This window comes from Microbacterium phosphatis (genome assembly GCF_049177115.1).
Lineage (GTDB): Bacteria > Actinomycetota > Actinomycetes > Actinomycetales > Microbacteriaceae > Microbacterium > Microbacterium phosphatis.
Window position 1 is genome coordinate 2,790,062 of sequence record NZ_CP185370.1, and the last position, 16,699, is coordinate 2,806,760.

Genomic DNA, 16,699 nt, shown 5'->3' on the forward strand with positions numbered 1-16,699 from the left:
CCCCCGCCTCGATGTCGGAGGCCCGGGGCAGGATGGTGGGGTGGATGTGCTGGATCGGTTCGCCCCCGCGACGCGGGACTGGTTCCGTGGCGCGTTCACGAAGCCCACGGACGCGCAGGCCGGCGCGTGGGAGGCCATCTCGCAGGGGCGCCACGCGCTCGTCGTCGCCCCGACCGGGTCGGGCAAAACGCTCTCGGCCTTCCTCTGGGCCATCGACCGGGTCTTCCGCGAGAAGGATCCGACGATCGAGCGCACCAAGGTGCTCTACGTCTCGCCGCTGAAGGCGCTGGGCGTCGACGTCGAGCGCAACCTGCGCTCGCCCCTCGTCGGCATCTCGCAGGCCGCGCGGCGCCTCGGCACCGACGCGCCGAACGTGTCGGTGGGCGTGCGCTCGGGCGACACCCCGTCGGGTGACCGCCAGCGCCTCGTGCGGCACCCGCCGGACATCCTCATCACCACGCCCGAGTCGCTGTACCTCATGCTCACGAGCCAGGCGCGCGAGACGCTGAGCGAGGTGCACACCGTCATCGTCGACGAGGTCCACGCCGTCGCCGCGACCAAGCGCGGCGCGCACCTTGCGGTGTCGCTCGAGCGCCTCGATCAGCTGCTCGACACCCCCGCGCAGCGCATCGGCCTGTCGGCGACGGTGCGGCCCATCGACGAGGTCGCCCGGTTCCTCGGCGGCACGGCGCCCGTCGACATCGTGGCACCGAAGGCGTCGAAGACGTTCGAGCTGTCGGTCACCGTGCCCATCGCCGACATGCAGAACCCCCCGCCCGCGGCGAGCGCCACCCCGGCCGCCGAGACCGGCGACGACGGCGAGTGGTTCCAGCCCGAGACCACCGAGATCACGGGATCGATCTGGCCGCACGTCGAGGAGGCGATCGTCGATCGCATCCTGGGCGCGAAGTCGACCATCGTGTTCTCGAACTCGCGGCGCCTGGCCGAGCGCCTCACCGCCCGCCTGAACGAGATCTACAGCGAGCGGCTCGGGCTCGACCTGCCGGATCCGGCCGTCCCCGCCGCGATGATGGCCCAGGCCGGCCAGACGGCCGGCGCCGACCCCGTGCTCGCGAAGGCACACCACGGCTCGGTCTCCAAGGAGCAGCGGGCGATCGTCGAAGAGCAGCTGAAATCGGGCGAGCTGCGCTGCGTGGTGGCGACCAGCAGCCTCGAGCTCGGCATCGACATGGGCGCGGTCGACCTCGTCATCCAGGTCGAGGCGCCGCCCAGTGCCGCCAGCGGCCTGCAGCGCGTGGGGCGCGCGGGCCACCAGGTCGGCGAGATCTCCCGCGCCGCCCTGTTCCCCAAGCACCGCAGCGACGTGCTGCACACGGCGATCGTCACCGAGCGCATGCTCGCGGGGCAGATCGAGTCGATCGCGGTGCCCCAGAACCCGCTCGACATCCTCGCGCAGCAGACCGTGGCGGCGACCGCCCTCGGATCGATCGAGGTCGAGGGCTGGTTCGAGACCGTGCGCCGCAGCGCGCCGTTCCGGTCGCTGCCGCGCAGCGCGTTCGAGGCGACGCTCGACCTGCTGGCCGGGCGGTACCCGTCCGACGAGTTCGCCGAGCTGCGGCCCCGGGTGGTGTGGGATCGCGACGCCGGCACGATCGAGGGGCGGCCCGGCGCTCAGCGCCTCGCGGTGACCAGCGGCGGCACCATCCCCGACCGCGGCCTGTTCGGCGTCTTCATCGCCGGCGAGACGCGCAATGCGCGCGTGGGCGAGCTCGACGAGGAGATGGTCTACGAGTCGCGGGTGAACGACGTCTTCACCCTCGGCACAACCAGCTGGCGCATCGTCGAGATCACCCACGACCGCGTGAACGTGCTCCCCGCGTTCGGCCAGCCGGGCAAGGTGCCGTTCTGGCACGGCGACGGCCTCGGTCGCCCCGCCGAGCTGGGCGAGGCGCTCGGCCGGTTCGCGCGCGAGCTGACCTCGACCAGCGCCGCCAAGGCCGAGCAGCGCCTGATCGACGCGGGCCTCGACGACTACGCGCGCCAGAACCTCCTCGGCTACCTGGCCGAGCAGAAGGAGGCCACGGGGTCGCTGCCGACCGACCGCACCCTCACCGTCGAGCGGGGGCGCGACGAGGTCGGCGACTGGCGGATCATCCTGCACTCCCCCTATGGCATGCACGTGCACGCGCCCTGGGCCCTGGCGGTCAACGCGCGGATCCGCGAGCGCCTGGGTGTCGAGGGCTCGGCCGTGGCGAGCGACGACGGCATCATCGCCCGGATCCCTGACGCCGAGTCCGAGCCGCCCGGCGCCGAGCTGTTCGTCTTCGACCCCGACGAGCTCGAGCGCATCGTCACCGACGAGGTCGGCGGGTCGGCGCTGTTCGCCTCGCGCTTCCGCGAGTGCGCGGCCCGCGCCCTGCTCATGCCGCGCCACAACCCCGGCAAGCGCAGCCCGCTGTGGCAGCAGCGTCAGCGCTCGGCCCAGCTGCTCGAGGTGGCCCGCCGCCACCCGACGTTCCCGATCATCCTCGAGACCCTCCGCGAGGTGCTGCAGGACGTCTACGACCTCCCCGCCCTGCTGCGGATCGTCCGCTCGATCGGCGAGCGGCGGATCCGGCTGGTCGAGACCGAGCCCTCGCAGCCGTCGCCGTACGCCCGCGATCTGCTCTTCGGCTACGTCGGCGCGTTTATGTACGAGGGCGACTCGCCCCTGGCAGAGCGCCGCGCGGCCGCGCTGTCGGTCGACCCCTCGCTGCTGTCGGAGCTGCTCGGCAAGATCGAGATGCGCGAGCTGCTCGATCCCGACGTCATCGCGCAGTTCGAGGCCGAGGCGCAGCGGCTCGCCCCGGATCGGCACGCCCGCGGTCTCGAGGGCGTGGCCGATCTGCTGCGCGTGCTCGGTCCGCTGTCGACCGAGGAGGTGGCCGCGCGCCTGGAGGAGGGCGACCAGGCGGCGGCGCACCTCGAGGCGCTGGTCGACAGCCGCCGCGCGATCCGGATCGCCCTCGCCGGCCACGACCGCTACGCGGCGATCGAGGACGCGGGGCGCCTCCGCGACGCCCTGGGCGTTGCGCTTCCCGTCGGCATCCCCGTGGCGTTCCTCGAGCCCCTCCCCGATCCGCTCGGCGACGTGGTCAGCCGGTACGCCCGCACGCACGGTCCGTTCACGACCGCGGCCGTGGCCGAGCGCCTGGGTGTCGGCCCCGCCGTGGCCCGGCACGCGCTGCAGCGCCTCGAGGGGCAGGGGCGCCTGGTCAGCGGGTTCTACCTGGCCGACTCGGGCGTCTCGGACGAGCCGGAATGGTGCGATGCCGAGGCGCTGCGGCGTATCCGGATGCGCTCGCTGGCCGCCCTGCGCGGCAGCGTCGAGCCGGTCTCGCCCGAGGCGTACGCCCGGTTCCTGCCCGACTGGCAGCACGTCACGCGCCCACTGGAGGGCATCGACGGCGTGCTCGCCGCCATCGACCAGCTCGCGGGCGTGCCCATCCCCGCCAGCGCCTGGGAGTCGCTGGTCCTGCCCTCGCGCGTGAAGGACTACACGCCCGCGATGCTCGACGAGCTGACCGCGACCGGCGAGGTCGTCTGGTCGGGGCACGGGTCGCTCCCCGGCCGGGACGGGTGGATCGCGCTGCACCCGGCCGACGCCGCCCCCGTCACGATCACCCCGTCCGACATCGAGATCGCCCCCGACTCCCTCGAGACCCGCCTGCTGCACGCCCTCGCGGGCGGCGGGGCCTACTTCGCCCCGCAGCTGAAGGAGCTGGCGCAGGGCGAGACCGAGATCGCGACGGTCGAGGCGCTGTGGAACCTCGTCTGGGCGGGACGCGTCACGAACGACACCTTCGCCCCGATCCGCTCGCTCATCGGCGCGGGCTCGCAGGCGCACCGGGCCGCCCGTCGCACCCCGCGCACCCGCCTGTACCGCGGGGCGCGCCCCACCTTCGGCACCTCCACGAGCGTGAACGCGCCGCGGCCCCAGGCGTCGGGCGGGCGCTGGTCGCTGCTGCCGCTGCTCGAACCCGACGACGCCGTGCGCGCCACGGCCACCGCGTCGCTGCTGCTGGATCGCTACGGCGTCGTCACCCGCGGCGCCGTGCAGAACGAGGGTGTGCCGGGCGGCTTCGCCCAGGCGTACCGGGTGCTGGCGAGCCTCGAGCAGGCCGGGCACTGCCGCCGCGGCTACCTCATCGAGAAGCTGGGCGCCGCGCAGTTCGCGACCTCGCCCACGATCGACCGGCTCCGCCAGTTCACCTCCACGGTCGACACCCCTCCCCTGCGTGCCGTCACCCTCGCGGCCACCGATCCGGCGAACCCCTACGGCGCCGCGCTCGCGTGGCCGGCGCTCGAGGCCGTCAAGCACCGCCCGGGGCGCAAGGCCGGCGGCCTCGTTGTGCTGGTCGACGGCGCACTGGTGCTGTACCTCGAGCGCGGCGGGCGCACCGCCCTGGCGTTCACCGACGACGAGGCGGTGCTCGCCGCCGCCGCGGCCGATCTGGCCCGCACCGCGCGCGACCGACGCCTCGAGACCCTCACGATCGAGCAGGTGACGGGCGAGTTCGTCTACGGCACCGCCGTGGGCCGCGCCCTGCGCGAGGCGGGCTTCGTCGAATCGACGAAGGGGCTCACCCTGCGAAAGCCGGCCCCGGGCACGCGGGGGTAGGCGCCATGCCCGAGGGCGATACCGTCCACCGCACCGCGCGGCGGCTGAACGCCGTGCTCGCCGGGCGCGAGGTCACGCGCTTCGACATCCGCGTCCCCGGCAGCGCGAACGCCGACCTGCGCGGCCAGGTGGTGCACGAGGTCGCGGCCCACGGGAAGCACCTGCTGCACCGGATCGGCGAGACCACCCTGCACTCGCACCTGAAGATGGAGGGCGAGTGGCACGTCTACCGAGCCGGGGAGCGCTGGCGCAAGCCCGCCTTCAAGGCCAGGGCCATCGTCGGCACCCGCGACCACGAGACCGTCGGCTTCGAGCTCGCGATGGTCGAGGTGCTCCCCACTCGCGACGAGAGCCGGGTCATCGGCCATCTCGGTCCCGACCCGCTGAGCGCCGACTGGAGCGCGGAGGCGGCCGCGGAGGCCGCCGCGCACATCGCCGCCGACACGCGGCCCATCCATGTCGCGATCCAGGATCAGCGCCACGTCGCGGGATTCGGCAACGAGTACGCGAGCGAGCTGCTCTTCCTGCGGGGGGTGCACCCGCAGCGCCCCGCGACCGAGGTCGACGTCCCGCCGCTGCTGGATCTCGGCGTGCGCACGATCCGGCGCAACGTCGAGCTGCCCGTGCGGGTGTTCACCGGCGACAGCCGGCGAGGGCAGGAGCGCTGGGTCTACGGTCGCGAGCGTCGCCCGTGCCGCCGCTGCGGCACCCCGATCCGGCGCATGGCGCTCGGCGCGAGCGCCACCACCGAGCGCGTCGTCTACTGGTGCCCGCGCTGCCAGCCGGCCTGAGTCCTACCGCTCAGGCAGGCGGCCGCCGCGGTGTCAGCGCCCGATGTAGCGCCCCTCGCGATGGTTGAGCGCCAGCACCAGGCCGATGAGCACCGCGCCCAGGGCGCTGAGCACAACGATGTGCCACGGCAGCACGAACAGCGACATCAGGATCACGATCGCGTCCACCGCCAGCTGCGACCACCCGGCGGGGAAGCCGGTGCGCTCCTGCAGCAGCAGGGCCACGATGTTCACGCCGCCGACGCTGGCGCCGTGGCGGAACAGGATCAGCAGCCCGACGCCCGCGAGCAGGTTGCCGCCGAACACGGCATAGACCGGGTCGACCCCCGCGAGGGGCAGCAGCTGCGCGTTCACCACCGACAGCCCCGACACCGCGCCGATGCACACCACCGTCAGCAGGGTGAAGCGCAGGCCCTTCTTCCACAGCGCCAGCAGCGCGAACGGCAGGTTCACCACGAGGAAGATCAGCCAGAACGGCCACCCCACGACCTGCACGAGCAGCAGCGCGAGCCCGGCGGTGCCGCCCGTGACCGCGCCGGCAGCCTTGAGCAGCGACAGCCCGAGCGCCGCCACGAAGGTGCCGGTGATGATGCCCATCACGTCCTCGGCGAGGGTGTGCCGCGTCTGCTCCCACTCGAAGACGAGGGATCGGTCGGCCGTCTGCTCGGTCATGCCGCGTCGACCTCGACCGCCGTGAAGTGCTCGACCACGGGGAACGGGTCGTAGAACCCGTGGAGCAGCTCCTTCCACCGGGCGTACTCCGGCGAGCGCCGGAAGCCCTCCTCGTGATCCGCGATGGTTTCCCATCCGACCAGCAGCAGGTACTCGCTGGGCGTCTCGGCCGAGCGCGACAGGGAGATCGAGCGGAACCCGGGTTGCGCCGCGATGAGCGGCCGCGCGACCCGGAAGGCCGCCTCGAACTCGGCCTCGAGCCCGGGGCGGACGGGAAGGATCGCATGCTCGGTGATCATGGGTTCCATCCTGACGGCATCTGCTCAGGATCCGACACGCCAACCCCCTCCGAGGAGGGAATACTGTTCGCGCCCTCACCGTTATGACCAACGTGGGCAAGAACTACGTCGATATCGAGAACGATCACGGCGAGACGCTGCGTTACCGCAAGCACGTGAACGGGCGCGGCCTCGTCGCGCACGGTGCCAAGGTGCACCCGGACGCGCGCGTCGAACTCGGGGCATACATCGAGCCGAAGGCTCAGGTCGCCGCCGGCGCCATCATCGCGCGTGGAGCGTGGGTCGAGTCGGAGGCCGTCATCGGCCCGGACTCGTACATCGACGCGAACGCGCACATCGGGCCGAAAGCCCAGGTCGGAGCGCGCGCGCACGTGGGAGTGCGCACGCGGGTCGGCGCCGGGGCGCGCGTCGCCAAGAACGCGAAGATCGGCGATGACGAGTCGATCCCGGATGGCGGCACGGTCATCACCGACGCCCGCGGCCTGCACCTGGCCGCCTGACCCCCTCGCACGAAGACGCCCCGAGCCGACAGGCCCGGGGCGTCTGGCGTCGAGGGGTCAGCGCAGGCCCGCCGCCACGGCCGCGGTGACCTCGAGCCACGCCTCGCGCGACTCCTCGGACAGCGCGTCGTAGTCGATGATGTCGCCCCGGTCGAGGGCCGGGTCGAACGGCACCGAGACCACCTGACGGGTCAGCTGCCCCATGTGGTTCGTGAGGCGCTTCTCGAGGTCCGGGTAGCTGGTCGGCGACGGGTGGCTCATGACGGTGACCGCGTTGCGCAGCTTCTCCTCGTGGCCGTGCGCGACGAGGGTGTCGGCCATGGAGGCGAGCGTGCGGGCGCTGTCCTCCTTGACGATCGTCGTCAGCACGAGCACGTCGGCCTCGGCGACCGCCGACTGCCAGGTGCCGGCCTTGGAGTTGTTGCCGGTGTCGACGATGATCACGCGGTACGAGCGGCTGAGCGTGTCGTGGAGGAGGTCGAACGCCTCCTCGTCGATGACGTCGCTGTCGCCGTCCAGGCTCTGCGAGGCGAGCACGTCGAACTTGTTCTCGCCCTGCGCGCGCACGAAGTCGATGAGGTCGGCCGCGCTGAGCTCGCCGGTGCCGGCCGCCTGCACGTGGGCCAGCAGGTCGATCGCCGTGTGGTCGTGGGTCGACGAGGGCAGCGAGCGGATGCCGAGCGTGCCCTTGAACTCGTTGTTGTCCCAGGCGAGCACGCTGCCGCCGCGCACGCGGCCGAGGGTCGCGCCGAGCAGGTAGGTGGTGGTCGTCTTGCCGACGCCGCCCTTCTCGCCGATGACCGCGATGGTCTTGCGGCCCGAGAAGGCGCGCTGCACCGCTTCGCGGCGGTCGCGCTTGGTCTGCTCGCTGCGGCCGGGCTTCATGCGGAAGCCGAGCTTGTTCATGCTCCCCCGGAAGCCCTCCTGGGCGGGGACGGGCTGCAGCGGCTTGGCCGACTCGGCGAAGTCGCGCGCCGTGAGCAGCCGCGCCTCGCGGCGGCTGAGCTCGGCCGGCACCTCGGCCGCGCGCGGGGCGGGCGCCGGCGCGGGGGCCGCGGCGGACGCCGGAGCCGGGGCGGGAGCTGCGGGGGCGGGGGACGCGGGGGACGACGAGACGGGGGCGCCGGCGGGAGCGGGCCGCGGCTCGACCACGGGAGCCGGATCGGCGAGCGTCGCCTTCGGCACGCTGGTCACGAGGTCCACCGGAGCGGCGGGAGCTGCGGGGGCGACCGGGGCGGCGGGCGCGGCAGGTACGGGCGCCTGGACGTGCGCCACCGGCTCGTCGAGGGGCGTCTCCATGCCCTCCTCGACGGCGCCGTCGGGCGAGACGACGAGCATCCGCACACCGTCGCTGCCGCTGGCGGCCACACGAACGGGCCGGCTGTACTCCTGCGCCACCTCGACGACCATGGCGAGCACGGCCTTGCGGGCGCCCGCGGCGTCGGATGCCTTGACGGTCCGGGTCACGCCGTCGACGGTGACGATGCCGCTGCCGTCGTCGTCCGTGACCACCGAGATGCGGGGGCGGTCGGGGATGTCGGTCACGTGATCTCCTTGAGGAACTGCGAGGGGTCACCCGGGCAGGGGATGCCGGCGGGGAAGTCTGCGTCAAACCTATCCCGGGCGTCCCCGTGAATCCGGCGCATGCGCCCTTCGCTCCGCGATCACCCTAGCGCCGCGGCACCCGCCGCAGAGCCCGTTTCCGCGGGCAGGATTCCCCGCCTGAACCGGCGTAATAATGTGGGGTCATGGCTCAGACCGGACGCGGCGGCGGCAAGCGCAGGGGAACGCCCGGCCCGGCGAAGGGCGGGGCGAAGGGGTCGCAGCGCTCGGCTCCCGCGAAGAAGGGGCAGCCGCACCGCCCCCGGCCCGTGCCCGCCCCCGTGCCCGCCCCTGAGGCGCCCCGCACCTTCCGCCTCGGCGCGATCCCCGGCGCGACGCCCGGCAAGTGGATCGATCGCTGGCGCGAGCGCCTGCCGCACGTCGAGCTCGAGTACGTGCCCCTCGAGGTCTCGGCCCAGCGCGAGGCCATCCTGTCGGGCGAGGTCGATGCCGCGCTGGTCCGGCTCCCGATCGACCCGACAGACCTGAACGTCATCCGCCTCTACGACGAGGAGTCGGTCGTCGTCACGTCGATCGACTCGGCGCTCACGGCGGCCGAGCAGCTGGATCCGCCGGATCTCGCCGGCGAGATCCTGATCGTCCCGCGCGACCACGTGCTGGGCGCGCTGGATCTGCCGGGCACCGAGGCTCCGCGCTTCGACCCTCCCGAGACCACCGCCGACGCGATCGCCACGGTCGCCGCCGGGGTCGGCTTCGTTGTGGTGCCGATGTCGCTCGCGCGCCTGCACCACCGCAAGGATCTCGAGTCGGTCCCACTCCGCGACGCGCCCACCTCGACGGTCGCCCTCGCCTGGCACGCGGATCGCACGACCCCCGACGTCGACACGTTCGTCGGCATCGTGCGCGGCCGCACCGCCAACTCCTCGCGCTGACGCCTCAGCGGCGCGGTACGGGCACAGGCGCTCGGGCGCTCATGCCCCGGCGGGCGGCTCGAGCAGCAGGGCGACGCGCTCGTCGACATAGGCGGACAGCGGCATCGGCGCCCCACCGGCCGACCAGCGGATGAGCGCGCGCCCGTCCCCCCGCAACAGCGGCCCGGAGGCTCCGCCCGCGGCGACGGCGGCGAGGTCGAGCTCCTCGAAGCCGAGGTGCACGGTCTCGCCGGGGGCGAAGCCGCCGCGCAGGGCCATGGCGCGCAGCTCCGCGCGGTGGCGGGCCGACTCGGCGGCGTACCCGCGGCGCCCGGGGTCGCCGGCGCGCAGCACCTCGCCGACGGCGTAGACCGCGTCGGCCGACACCAGCAGCACGCCGAGGCGCCAGGCCGATCCGCGGCGCACGATGCGAGTTCCGGATCCCAGCAGGGCCCGCAGCCTCCCCGGCTCGGACACCGCGCCGAGGGCCTCCTGCGGCGCGGATGCGAGCCGCGCACGGGCGCCGTCGAAGATCGCCGCGAGGTCTTCCGTCATGCGCCCCACGCTACGCCGCGGAAGGCATCGGCGATCTCTTCAGTATTCAGTGTTGCCAAGTACCGGTACTCGGCGTAACTTGGTACCAGTACTCAGCAGTACCGAATACCAACGGACCGACACCCACGGACCAACCACCCAGAAGAAGGAGGCGACCGACATGGGAAACCAGATGACCGAGATGCTCAAGGGCACCCTCGAGGGCATCGTCCTGGCGATCCTGGCCGAGCGAAGCGCCTACGGCTACGAGATCACGGCCGAGCTGCGCGACCGCGGCTTCGCCGACATCGCGGAGGGGACGATCTACGCGCTCCTCGTCCGCATCGAGCAGAAGGGCCTGGTGGGCGTCGACAAGGTGCCCTCCGAGAAGGGCCCGCCGCGCAAGGTGTTCACCCTCAACCCCGCGGGCCGCGCACAGCTCGCCGAGTTCTGGGAGACCTGGAACGCCCTCACGCAGCGCATCGATGCGCTGCCCCACACCCGCAACGACCCGCACGACGAAGGGAACTGATCATGGCCGCGAAGTGGATCGAGATCCTCACCGGATCGCTCGAGCAGAAGAAGCAGTACAAGCAGAATGTCGCCCGCATGGACGCCCTGCCCGACCCCTACAAGGCCGCCGCGAAGGCGATGCACCGGTACTTCCTGTACCAGGGCGGCGTCACCGACGGCGACACCCTCACCCAGATGCTCGGCGACCTCGTCGACCTGTGGGAGCGGGCAGCGCTCGACGGCACCCCCGTCCGCGACATCGTGGGCGACGACGCCGTCGACTTCGCCGAGACGTTCACCCTGGCCTACGGCGGACAGCGCTGGATCGACAAGGAGCGTGCCCGTCTCGCCAAGGCCATCGACGATGCCGCCGGGGAGCAGGGGTCATGACCGCCATCTCGGTCCGGGCCGTCGAGAAGTCCTTCGGCGAGCTGCGAGTGCTGCGCGGCGTCGACTTCGACGTCGAGCAGGGCACCATCTTCGCCCTCCTCGGATCCAACGGCGCCGGCAAGACGACGCTGGTGCGGATCCTGTCGACCCTCCTGAAGGCCGACGCCGGATCGGCCACCGTCGCCGGCGCGGACGTCCAGACCGAGCCCGTCCGGGTGCGCGAGGCCATCAGCCTCACGGGCCAGTTCGCCGCCGTCGACGAGGTCCTCACCGGGCGGGAGAACCTCGTGCTCATCGCCCGGCTGCGGCACCTGAAGAACCCGGGCACCATCGCCGACGACCTGCTCGCGCGGTTCTCGCTGACGGAGGCCGGCGGCCGCCGGGCGGGCACCTACTCGGGCGGCATGCGCCGGCGCCTCGACATCGCCATGAGCCTGATCGGCGATCCGTCGATCATCTTCCTGGACGAGCCCACCACGGGGCTCGACCCCCAGGCGCGCATCGAGGTCTGGCAGACGGTGAGGCAGCTCGCCCAGGGCGGCACCACCGTGCTGCTCACCACGCAGTACCTCGATGAGGCCGAGCAGCTCGCCGACCGCATCGCGATCCTGCACAGGGGCACGATCATCCAGAACGGCACCCTCGCCGAGCTGAAGGCGCTCCTGCCCTCCGGGGGCGAGCCGGTCCTCGTGCCGCAGGAGCCGTCCCTCGAGGACGTCTTCCTCGCCCTCGTGGGCGACCCCGCCCCCGCAGAGGCGACCACCGGAAAGGACGCATCATGAGCAACGCCCTCGCCGACACGACCGTCCTCACCGGACGCTCGCTGCGGCACATCCTGCGCAGCCCCGACACGATCATCACGACCGCGGTCACCCCGATCGCGATCATGCTGCTGTTCACCTGGGTGTTCGGCGGCGCGGTCGACACGGGCACCGACGCCCCGTACATCGAGTTCATGCTGCCGGGGATCCTGCTGATCACCGTCGCATCGGGCATCGCGTACACGGCGTACCGCCTGTTCCTCGACATGCAGGGCGGCCTGTTCGAGCGGTTCCAGTCGATGCCGATCGCCCGGTCGAGCGTGCTGTGGGCCCACGTGCTCACCTCGCTCGTATCGAACCTCATCTCGGTCGCGCTCGTCATCGGCGTCGGGCTGCTGATGGGGTTCCGCACCGGGGCGGGCATCCTCGCCTGGGCCGCGGTCGCGGGCATCATCGTGCTGTTCACGCTGGCCCTGACCTGGGTCGCCGTCATCGCGGGGCTCTCGGCGAAGACCGTCGACGGCGCGAGCGCGTTCAGCTACCCGCTGATCTTCCTGCCGTTCATCAGCTCGGCCTTCGCCCCGACCGACTCGATGCCCGGCCCGGTCGCCTGGTTCGCGCAGCACCAGCCGGTCACGTCGATCGTCGACACCGTCCGCGCGCTGTTCGCCCAGCAGGCGGTCGGATCGGAGATCTGGATCGCCCTCGCCTGGATCGGAGGGATCCTGATCGTCGCCTACGCGGCCGCGATCGCGATCTACAAGACCAAGATCCGGTGACGCCCCGGGAACGGGATCGGCCCCTCTCGCCAGAGCGAGAGGGGCCGATCCGCGTGCGGTCACCGGAGGGCGATCACTTCCAGACGTCGCCGGCGATCGCGACGACCTCGCGGATCTTCGCCCACTGCTCGTCCTCGGAGAGCACGTTGCCCTCCTCGGTCGAGGCGAAGCCGCACTGCGGGCTGAGCGCCAGCTGCTCGAGCGGGGCGTACTGCGCCGCCTCGGCGATGCGGGTCTTGACCGACTCGATGTCCTCGAGCAGCCCCGATTTGGTCGTGATGAGGCCGAGCACCACGACCTGGTCGCCGTGGCGCAGGTGGCGCAGCGGCTCGAAGCCGCCCGAGCGGTCGTCGTCGAACTCCAGGAAGAAGCCGTCGTAGGCGACCGAGAAGAGCTGCTCGGCGATGGGCTCGTAGCCACCGGAGGAGATCCACGTCGAGCGGAAGTTGCCGCGGCAGATGTGGGTCGTGATGACCATGTCGTCCGGCTTGACCTCGAGCACGCGGTTCAGGATCGACGCGTAGCGGTCGCCGAGGCCCTCGGTCTCGATGCCGCGCTCGGTCTTCGCGCGCTCCAGCTCGGACTCGCTGCACAGGTAGGCCCACGCGGTGTCGTCGAACTGCAGGTAGCGGCAGCCGGCGTCGTAGTAGGCCTTCACGGCGTCGCGGTACGCCTCGACGAGATCGTCGACGTACTCGTCGCGGCCGGCGTAGCCGCCCACGATGTTCTGCGGCTCGACACGGAAGTCGAGCACGGTGGGCGACGGGATCGTCGCCTTCGGCTGCACACCGGCGGCCTCAGCCAGCGCCACCAGCGAGCGGAAGTGCTCGAGGTGCGGGTGGTTCGAGAAGCCGATCCGGCCGTTGACCTGCACGGCCTTGTGGCGGGTCTGCACACCCTGGAACGGCAGACCGTGGTCGGTGTCGACGATCGAGACGCCGTCGAGGCCGTCGAAGAAGTCGAAGTGCCACCACGAGCGGCGGAACTCGCCGTCGGTCGCCAGCTTGAGGCCGTTCTCGGCCTGCTTCGTCACGAGGTCGGCGATCGCGGCGTCCTCGACGGCGCGCAGCGCATCGGCGTCGATGCTGCCCGCGGCGAACTCGGCGCGCGCGGTGTGGACCGCCTCGGGGCGCAGGAAGGATCCGACGATGTCGGCACGGTACGGGGGGTTCACGGACATGGGGCTCATCCTGCTTTCAGATCAGAGAACGGCGTGGGCCTGGATGTAGGCGCGCAGCTCGGCGGCGTCACCGGACTGGTCGACCACGCGCTGGGGGGCGGCGAGCAGCTCGCGCAGCTCGTCCGAGTAGTCGATCTCGACGCCGATGGCCTCGCGGATCGTCTCGGCGAACTTCTCGGGCTTGGCCGTCTCGAGCACGAGCATGGGCACGCCGTCCTCGACGTAGTCGCGCGCCACCTTCACGCCGTCGGCCGTGTGCGGGTCGATGATGCCGAAGCCGGCCTCGTGCACCGACCGGATCGTGGCGAGACGGTCGGCGTGGGTCGACGTGCCCGAGACGATCCCGAACTCGCCGGTGAAGCGGTCGAGGTCGGCGCTCATGTCGAAGAAGCCCTGCTCGGCGAGCTCGCCCCAGGCGGCGACGACCCGCTGCGGGTCGCGGCCGACGAGGTCGAAGATGAAGCGCTCGAGGTTCGAGGCCTTCGAGATGTCCATCGACGGGCTCGAGGTCGCCAGCGTCTCGTCGCTGCTGCGCGGGCGGTAGATGCCGGTGCGGAAGTACTCGTCGAGCACATTGTTCTCGTTGGCCGCCAGCACCAGGCGACGGATCGGCACACCCATCTGCTTGGCGAAGAAGCCCGAGAGGATGTTGCCGAAGTTGCCGGACGGGACCGTGAACGAGACCTCGAAGCCCTCGCGCTCGGGAAGGGCGTCGGTGGCACGCAGCCAGGCCCAGAAGTAGTAGACGCTCTGCGCCGCGATCCGGGCGAGGTTGATCGAGTTGACGGCGCCGAGGCGGGTCTCCCGCTTGAAGTCGACGTCGCCGGCGAGCTCCTTGACGAGGTTCTGGCAGTCGTCGAAGACGCCCTCGATCGCGATGTTGTGGATGTTCTCGTCCTGCAGCGAGTACATCTGCGCCCGCTGGAAGTCGCTCATCCGGCCCTGCGGCGAGAGCATGGTGACCGAGACGCCCTGCTTGCCCCGGAGCGCGTACTCGGCGGCCGAGCCCGTGTCGCCGGAGGTCGCGCCGAGGATGTTGAGGGTGGTGCCCTTCTTCTCGAGCACGTACTCGAGCACCTGGCCGAGGAACTGCATGGCCAGGTCCTTGAACGCGAGCGTGGGGCCCTCCGAGAGGCCCACGAGCGTCAGCCCGCCGCCGATCGTGCGCAGCGGCACGACCGCGTCGGGGAACTCGGCGTACGCCGCCTCGGTCATCCGCGCGATATCCTCGCGCGGGATGTCGGTGGCGAACAGGCCGATCACCTCGGCGGCGAGCTGCGGGTAGGTCAGCGCCCGCCACGTCTCGAGGGTCTCTGCCGAGATCCGCGGCAGCGCGTCGGGAACGGCGAGACCGCCGTCGGGGGCCAGACCCTCCAGCAGGACCTCGCTGAAGGAGACGGGCGACATGCCGCCTCGGGTGGAGATGAACTGCACGGCGGACTCCTCGGTTCGGTGGGGTCCTCCCATTGTGCCAGGGGAGGGCGAAGCGCCACCGCGCGGGTGACACACAGCGCGACGCGCCGGGTGGATCCCGGAAGGTGGGAGCGGGCGCGGCTTCTTTCGCGCGCAAACCATTCGCGCAGTATCCTGCGGATCATGGGCATTCTCCACTACGGCACCGATTCGAAGCCGATCCACATCGCCGACCGCGCGCTGGCGCACCTCAAGGTGGTGGTCGTGGCCAAGCTGCGCCGCCAGGAGAGCTTCACCGTCTCATGGCAGCACCCCGCAGAGGACGGCGAGGGCCGGAGCACCATCTGGATGCACCCGTCGATCCCCGTGCGGTTCGAGTTCGACGAGCCGAACGCTCCCGTGCTCAACCGCGAGTGGATCGAGGATCTCGCGCAGTCGGCCAACGCTCTCGGCGGCATCACGCTGGTCTCCGAGCACGTCGGCCAGGAGGCCGAGGCCTGAGTCACTGCCCGGACCGACCTCGCGCACGAGGAAAGCCCCCGGCGACGGGGGCTTTCCTCTTGCTCTGATCAGCCCTCGGAAGCGGGCACTTCGCTCGGGTCCGGCGGCTCCGGCATGACGGTGAGACCGTTCGGGCCGCTGGCGGCCTTCATCAGCTCATCGAGCCATGCGCGATTGATCCGGGGAGCACGCCCCCCGGAGAAATGGAACTGGATCGGGATCGAGGGGCTCAGCCAGAAGCTGCGGCGCCCGATGCCCTCACCGAGTCGGGTGTCGAACATAAACGGCTCGCCGCGGCGGAGCTTGTTCATGACGACGATGCGAAGGTGCGCGAGAGTCCTGTCGTCGATCTCGACGGAGTCGGCCGCCGCGCCGTAAATGAATCGGCCCACGAAGCCGACGATACCTTCTCGCGGGCGCGCGTGAGGAAGATGGCGGCGCCCTCAGTGGGAGGACGCCGCCATTTCCCTCAAACGCATTCCGAAATATTCGGATATCAGACGAGGCCCTCCGGGCCGGTCTCCTGACGTCCGTGCACCTCGCCGCGCCAGGCGCCCGTCTCGGTGCCCCGCTTCTCAATGAAGCGCTTGAAGCGCTCGAGGTCCATCCGCGCCTGGGCGCTGTCGATGTTGAGGGCGCCGCCGATGGTCTCGAGGAATCCCTGGGGCTCCCACTCCATCAGCAGCTTGATGTGGGTCCCCGGGTGGCCGTCGTCGGTCGTGTGCGGCACGAAGTCCACTCGGCCGGCATGGAACGTGCCGTCCGTGCTCTGCCAGGAGATGTGGTCGTCCGGGACCTGGTCGACGATGTCCGCGAAGAACTCCTCCTCGCGGCCTCCGATGCTGACCGTCCAGTGCGTGCGCACATCGTCGATCTGCTTCACGGATTTCACCGCCCCGAGGTACTCCGGGAAGGACTCGAACTGCGTCCACTGGTTGTAGACGGTGTCGATGGGCGCGTCGACGTCGATCTCCGCGGTCAGTGTCGTGATCATGAAGTCCCTTTCCTCACTACTCGGTTGATCGTCTTCGACGCTAGGGTCCCCGATCCATGCGCGTGAACAGGGTTGACAGGTATGGAGACGAGGGTTATCCGTCTCGGGTGTCAAGCCGTCTTCGCGGCGCCGGAACCCCGTCTACGGTCGTCTCATGAGAGAACAGGATCCGCCGATCGAGTCGACCTCCGGGATGCGCTTCGCGTTCTGGAGCTGGGCCGCGATCGTGGTGGGCGGGCTCGCCGCGATGATCGCACTCCCGCTGGCGGGCCGCTGA

The 16,699-nt window shown here is 71.4% G+C and carries 18 protein-coding genes; 10 read left to right on the forward strand and 8 right to left on the reverse strand.

What is annotated here, in order from left to right; translation table 11 throughout:
- The first annotated feature begins 40 nt into the window (after window positions 1-40).
- Together ACOKGD_RS13345 and ACOKGD_RS13350 are read left to right on the forward strand one after the other, a co-directional pair.
- On the forward strand, window positions 41-4,621 hold the full coding sequence (locus tag ACOKGD_RS13345) for an ATP-dependent helicase (protein ID WP_342337846.1): 4,581 nt from the start codon (window positions 41-43) through the stop codon (window positions 4,619-4,621).
- Between the two features lie 5 nt (window positions 4,622-4,626).
- Complete coding sequence (locus ACOKGD_RS13350) at window positions 4,627-5,412, forward strand: DNA-formamidopyrimidine glycosylase family protein (RefSeq protein ID WP_342337848.1); 786 nt, start codon at window positions 4,627-4,629, stop codon at window positions 5,410-5,412.
- Window positions 5,413-5,445: 33 nt separating this feature from the next.
- Here ACOKGD_RS13350 and ACOKGD_RS13355 read toward each other — a convergent pair whose 3' ends face one another.
- On the reverse strand, window positions 5,446-6,084 hold the full coding sequence (locus tag ACOKGD_RS13355; RefSeq protein WP_342337849.1) for a YitT family protein: 639 nt from the start codon (window positions 6,082-6,084) through the stop codon (window positions 5,446-5,448).
- Entirely contained in the window at window positions 6,081-6,383 is a 303-nt protein-coding gene (locus tag ACOKGD_RS13360; protein ID WP_342337851.1) for an antibiotic biosynthesis monooxygenase family protein, read from the reverse strand. The genes ACOKGD_RS13355 and ACOKGD_RS13360 overlap by 4 nt, the downstream gene beginning before the upstream one ends.
- An 83-nt stretch (window positions 6,384-6,466) precedes the next feature.
- Here ACOKGD_RS13360 and ACOKGD_RS13365 point away from each other — a divergent pair, with 83 nt between their 5' ends.
- Window positions 6,467-6,883 (forward strand): transferase, encoded by a 417-nt coding sequence (locus ACOKGD_RS13365; RefSeq protein WP_342337852.1) that lies wholly within the window; start codon window positions 6,467-6,469, stop codon window positions 6,881-6,883.
- A gap of 57 nt (window positions 6,884-6,940) precedes the next feature.
- On the opposite strand, the gene ACOKGD_RS13370 is transcribed toward ACOKGD_RS13365, so the two are convergent.
- A complete protein-coding gene (locus ACOKGD_RS13370; protein WP_342337853.1) occupies window positions 6,941-8,428 on the reverse strand; it encodes a MinD/ParA family ATP-binding protein in 1,488 nt (495 codons plus the stop codon).
- Between the two features lie 203 nt (window positions 8,429-8,631).
- On the opposite strand from ACOKGD_RS13370, the gene ACOKGD_RS13375 reads away from it, so the two are divergent.
- The gene (locus tag ACOKGD_RS13375) at window positions 8,632-9,378 is read left to right on the forward strand and encodes a LysR substrate-binding domain-containing protein (protein WP_342337854.1); all 747 of its coding nucleotides are present in this window, start codon (window positions 8,632-8,634) and stop codon (window positions 9,376-9,378) included.
- 39 nt (window positions 9,379-9,417) lie between these two features.
- On the opposite strand, the gene ACOKGD_RS13380 is transcribed toward ACOKGD_RS13375, so the two are convergent.
- Window positions 9,418-9,912, reverse strand: a complete 495-nt coding sequence (locus tag ACOKGD_RS13380) for a glutaminase (RefSeq protein WP_342337855.1) — start codon at window positions 9,910-9,912, stop codon at window positions 9,418-9,420.
- A gap of 160 nt (window positions 9,913-10,072) precedes the next feature.
- On the opposite strand from ACOKGD_RS13380, the gene ACOKGD_RS13385 reads away from it, so the two are divergent.
- The 4 genes from ACOKGD_RS13385 to ACOKGD_RS13400 are packed head-to-tail and all read left to right on the forward strand — an operon-like array spanning window position 10,073 to window position 12,334.
- A complete protein-coding gene (locus tag ACOKGD_RS13385; protein WP_342337856.1) occupies window positions 10,073-10,423 on the forward strand; it encodes a PadR family transcriptional regulator in 351 nt (116 codons plus the stop codon).
- A 2-nt stretch (window positions 10,424-10,425) separates the two neighbouring features.
- Window positions 10,426-10,794, forward strand: a complete 369-nt coding sequence (locus tag ACOKGD_RS13390) for a DUF1048 domain-containing protein (protein ID WP_342337857.1) — start codon at window positions 10,426-10,428, stop codon at window positions 10,792-10,794.
- The gene (locus tag ACOKGD_RS13395) at window positions 10,791-11,576 is read left to right on the forward strand and encodes an ABC transporter ATP-binding protein (protein WP_342337858.1); all 786 of its coding nucleotides are present in this window, start codon (window positions 10,791-10,793) and stop codon (window positions 11,574-11,576) included. Before ACOKGD_RS13390 ends, ACOKGD_RS13395 begins: the two co-directional genes overlap by 4 nt.
- Window positions 11,573-12,334 carry an ABC transporter permease gene (locus ACOKGD_RS13400; RefSeq protein ID WP_421355063.1) on the forward strand — a complete coding sequence of 254 codons (762 nt, stop codon included), beginning with the start codon at window positions 11,573-11,575 and terminating at the stop codon, window positions 12,332-12,334. The genes ACOKGD_RS13395 and ACOKGD_RS13400 overlap by 4 nt, the downstream gene beginning before the upstream one ends.
- A 73-nt stretch (window positions 12,335-12,407) precedes the next feature.
- Here ACOKGD_RS13400 and ACOKGD_RS13405 read toward each other — a convergent pair whose 3' ends face one another.
- Both ACOKGD_RS13405 and thrC read right to left on the reverse strand, forming a co-directional pair.
- Entirely contained in the window at window positions 12,408-13,514 is a 1,107-nt protein-coding gene (locus ACOKGD_RS13405) for a 5-methyltetrahydropteroyltriglutamate--homocysteine S-methyltransferase (RefSeq protein ID WP_342337859.1), read from the reverse strand.
- Between the two features lie 21 nt (window positions 13,515-13,535).
- Window positions 13,536-14,948, reverse strand: a complete 1,413-nt coding sequence (thrC, locus tag ACOKGD_RS13410; protein WP_342337860.1) for a threonine synthase — start codon at window positions 14,946-14,948, stop codon at window positions 13,536-13,538.
- Between the two features lie 162 nt (window positions 14,949-15,110).
- On the opposite strand from thrC, the gene ACOKGD_RS13415 reads away from it, so the two are divergent.
- Window positions 15,111-15,428 carry a DUF7882 family protein gene (locus ACOKGD_RS13415; protein WP_342337861.1) on the forward strand — a complete coding sequence of 106 codons (318 nt, stop codon included), beginning with the start codon at window positions 15,111-15,113 and terminating at the stop codon, window positions 15,426-15,428.
- Window positions 15,429-15,496: 68 nt separating this feature from the next.
- Here the strand turns inward: ACOKGD_RS13415 and ACOKGD_RS13420 are convergent, their stop codons facing one another.
- Together ACOKGD_RS13420 and ACOKGD_RS13425 are read right to left on the reverse strand one after the other, a co-directional pair.
- Window positions 15,497-15,820: a DUF7882 family protein gene (locus tag ACOKGD_RS13420; RefSeq protein WP_342337862.1), complete on the reverse strand. Its 324-nt coding sequence runs from the start codon at window positions 15,818-15,820 to the stop codon at window positions 15,497-15,499.
- A 104-nt stretch (window positions 15,821-15,924) separates the two neighbouring features.
- Window positions 15,925-16,422, reverse strand: coding sequence for an SRPBCC family protein (locus ACOKGD_RS13425; RefSeq protein ID WP_342337863.1), 498 nt, complete (start codon window positions 16,420-16,422; stop codon window positions 15,925-15,927).
- A 154-nt stretch (window positions 16,423-16,576) separates the two neighbouring features.
- Here ACOKGD_RS13425 and ACOKGD_RS13430 point away from each other — a divergent pair, with 154 nt between their 5' ends.
- On the forward strand, window positions 16,577-16,699 hold the full coding sequence (locus ACOKGD_RS13430; RefSeq protein WP_342337864.1) for a hypothetical protein: 123 nt from the start codon (window positions 16,577-16,579) through the stop codon (window positions 16,697-16,699).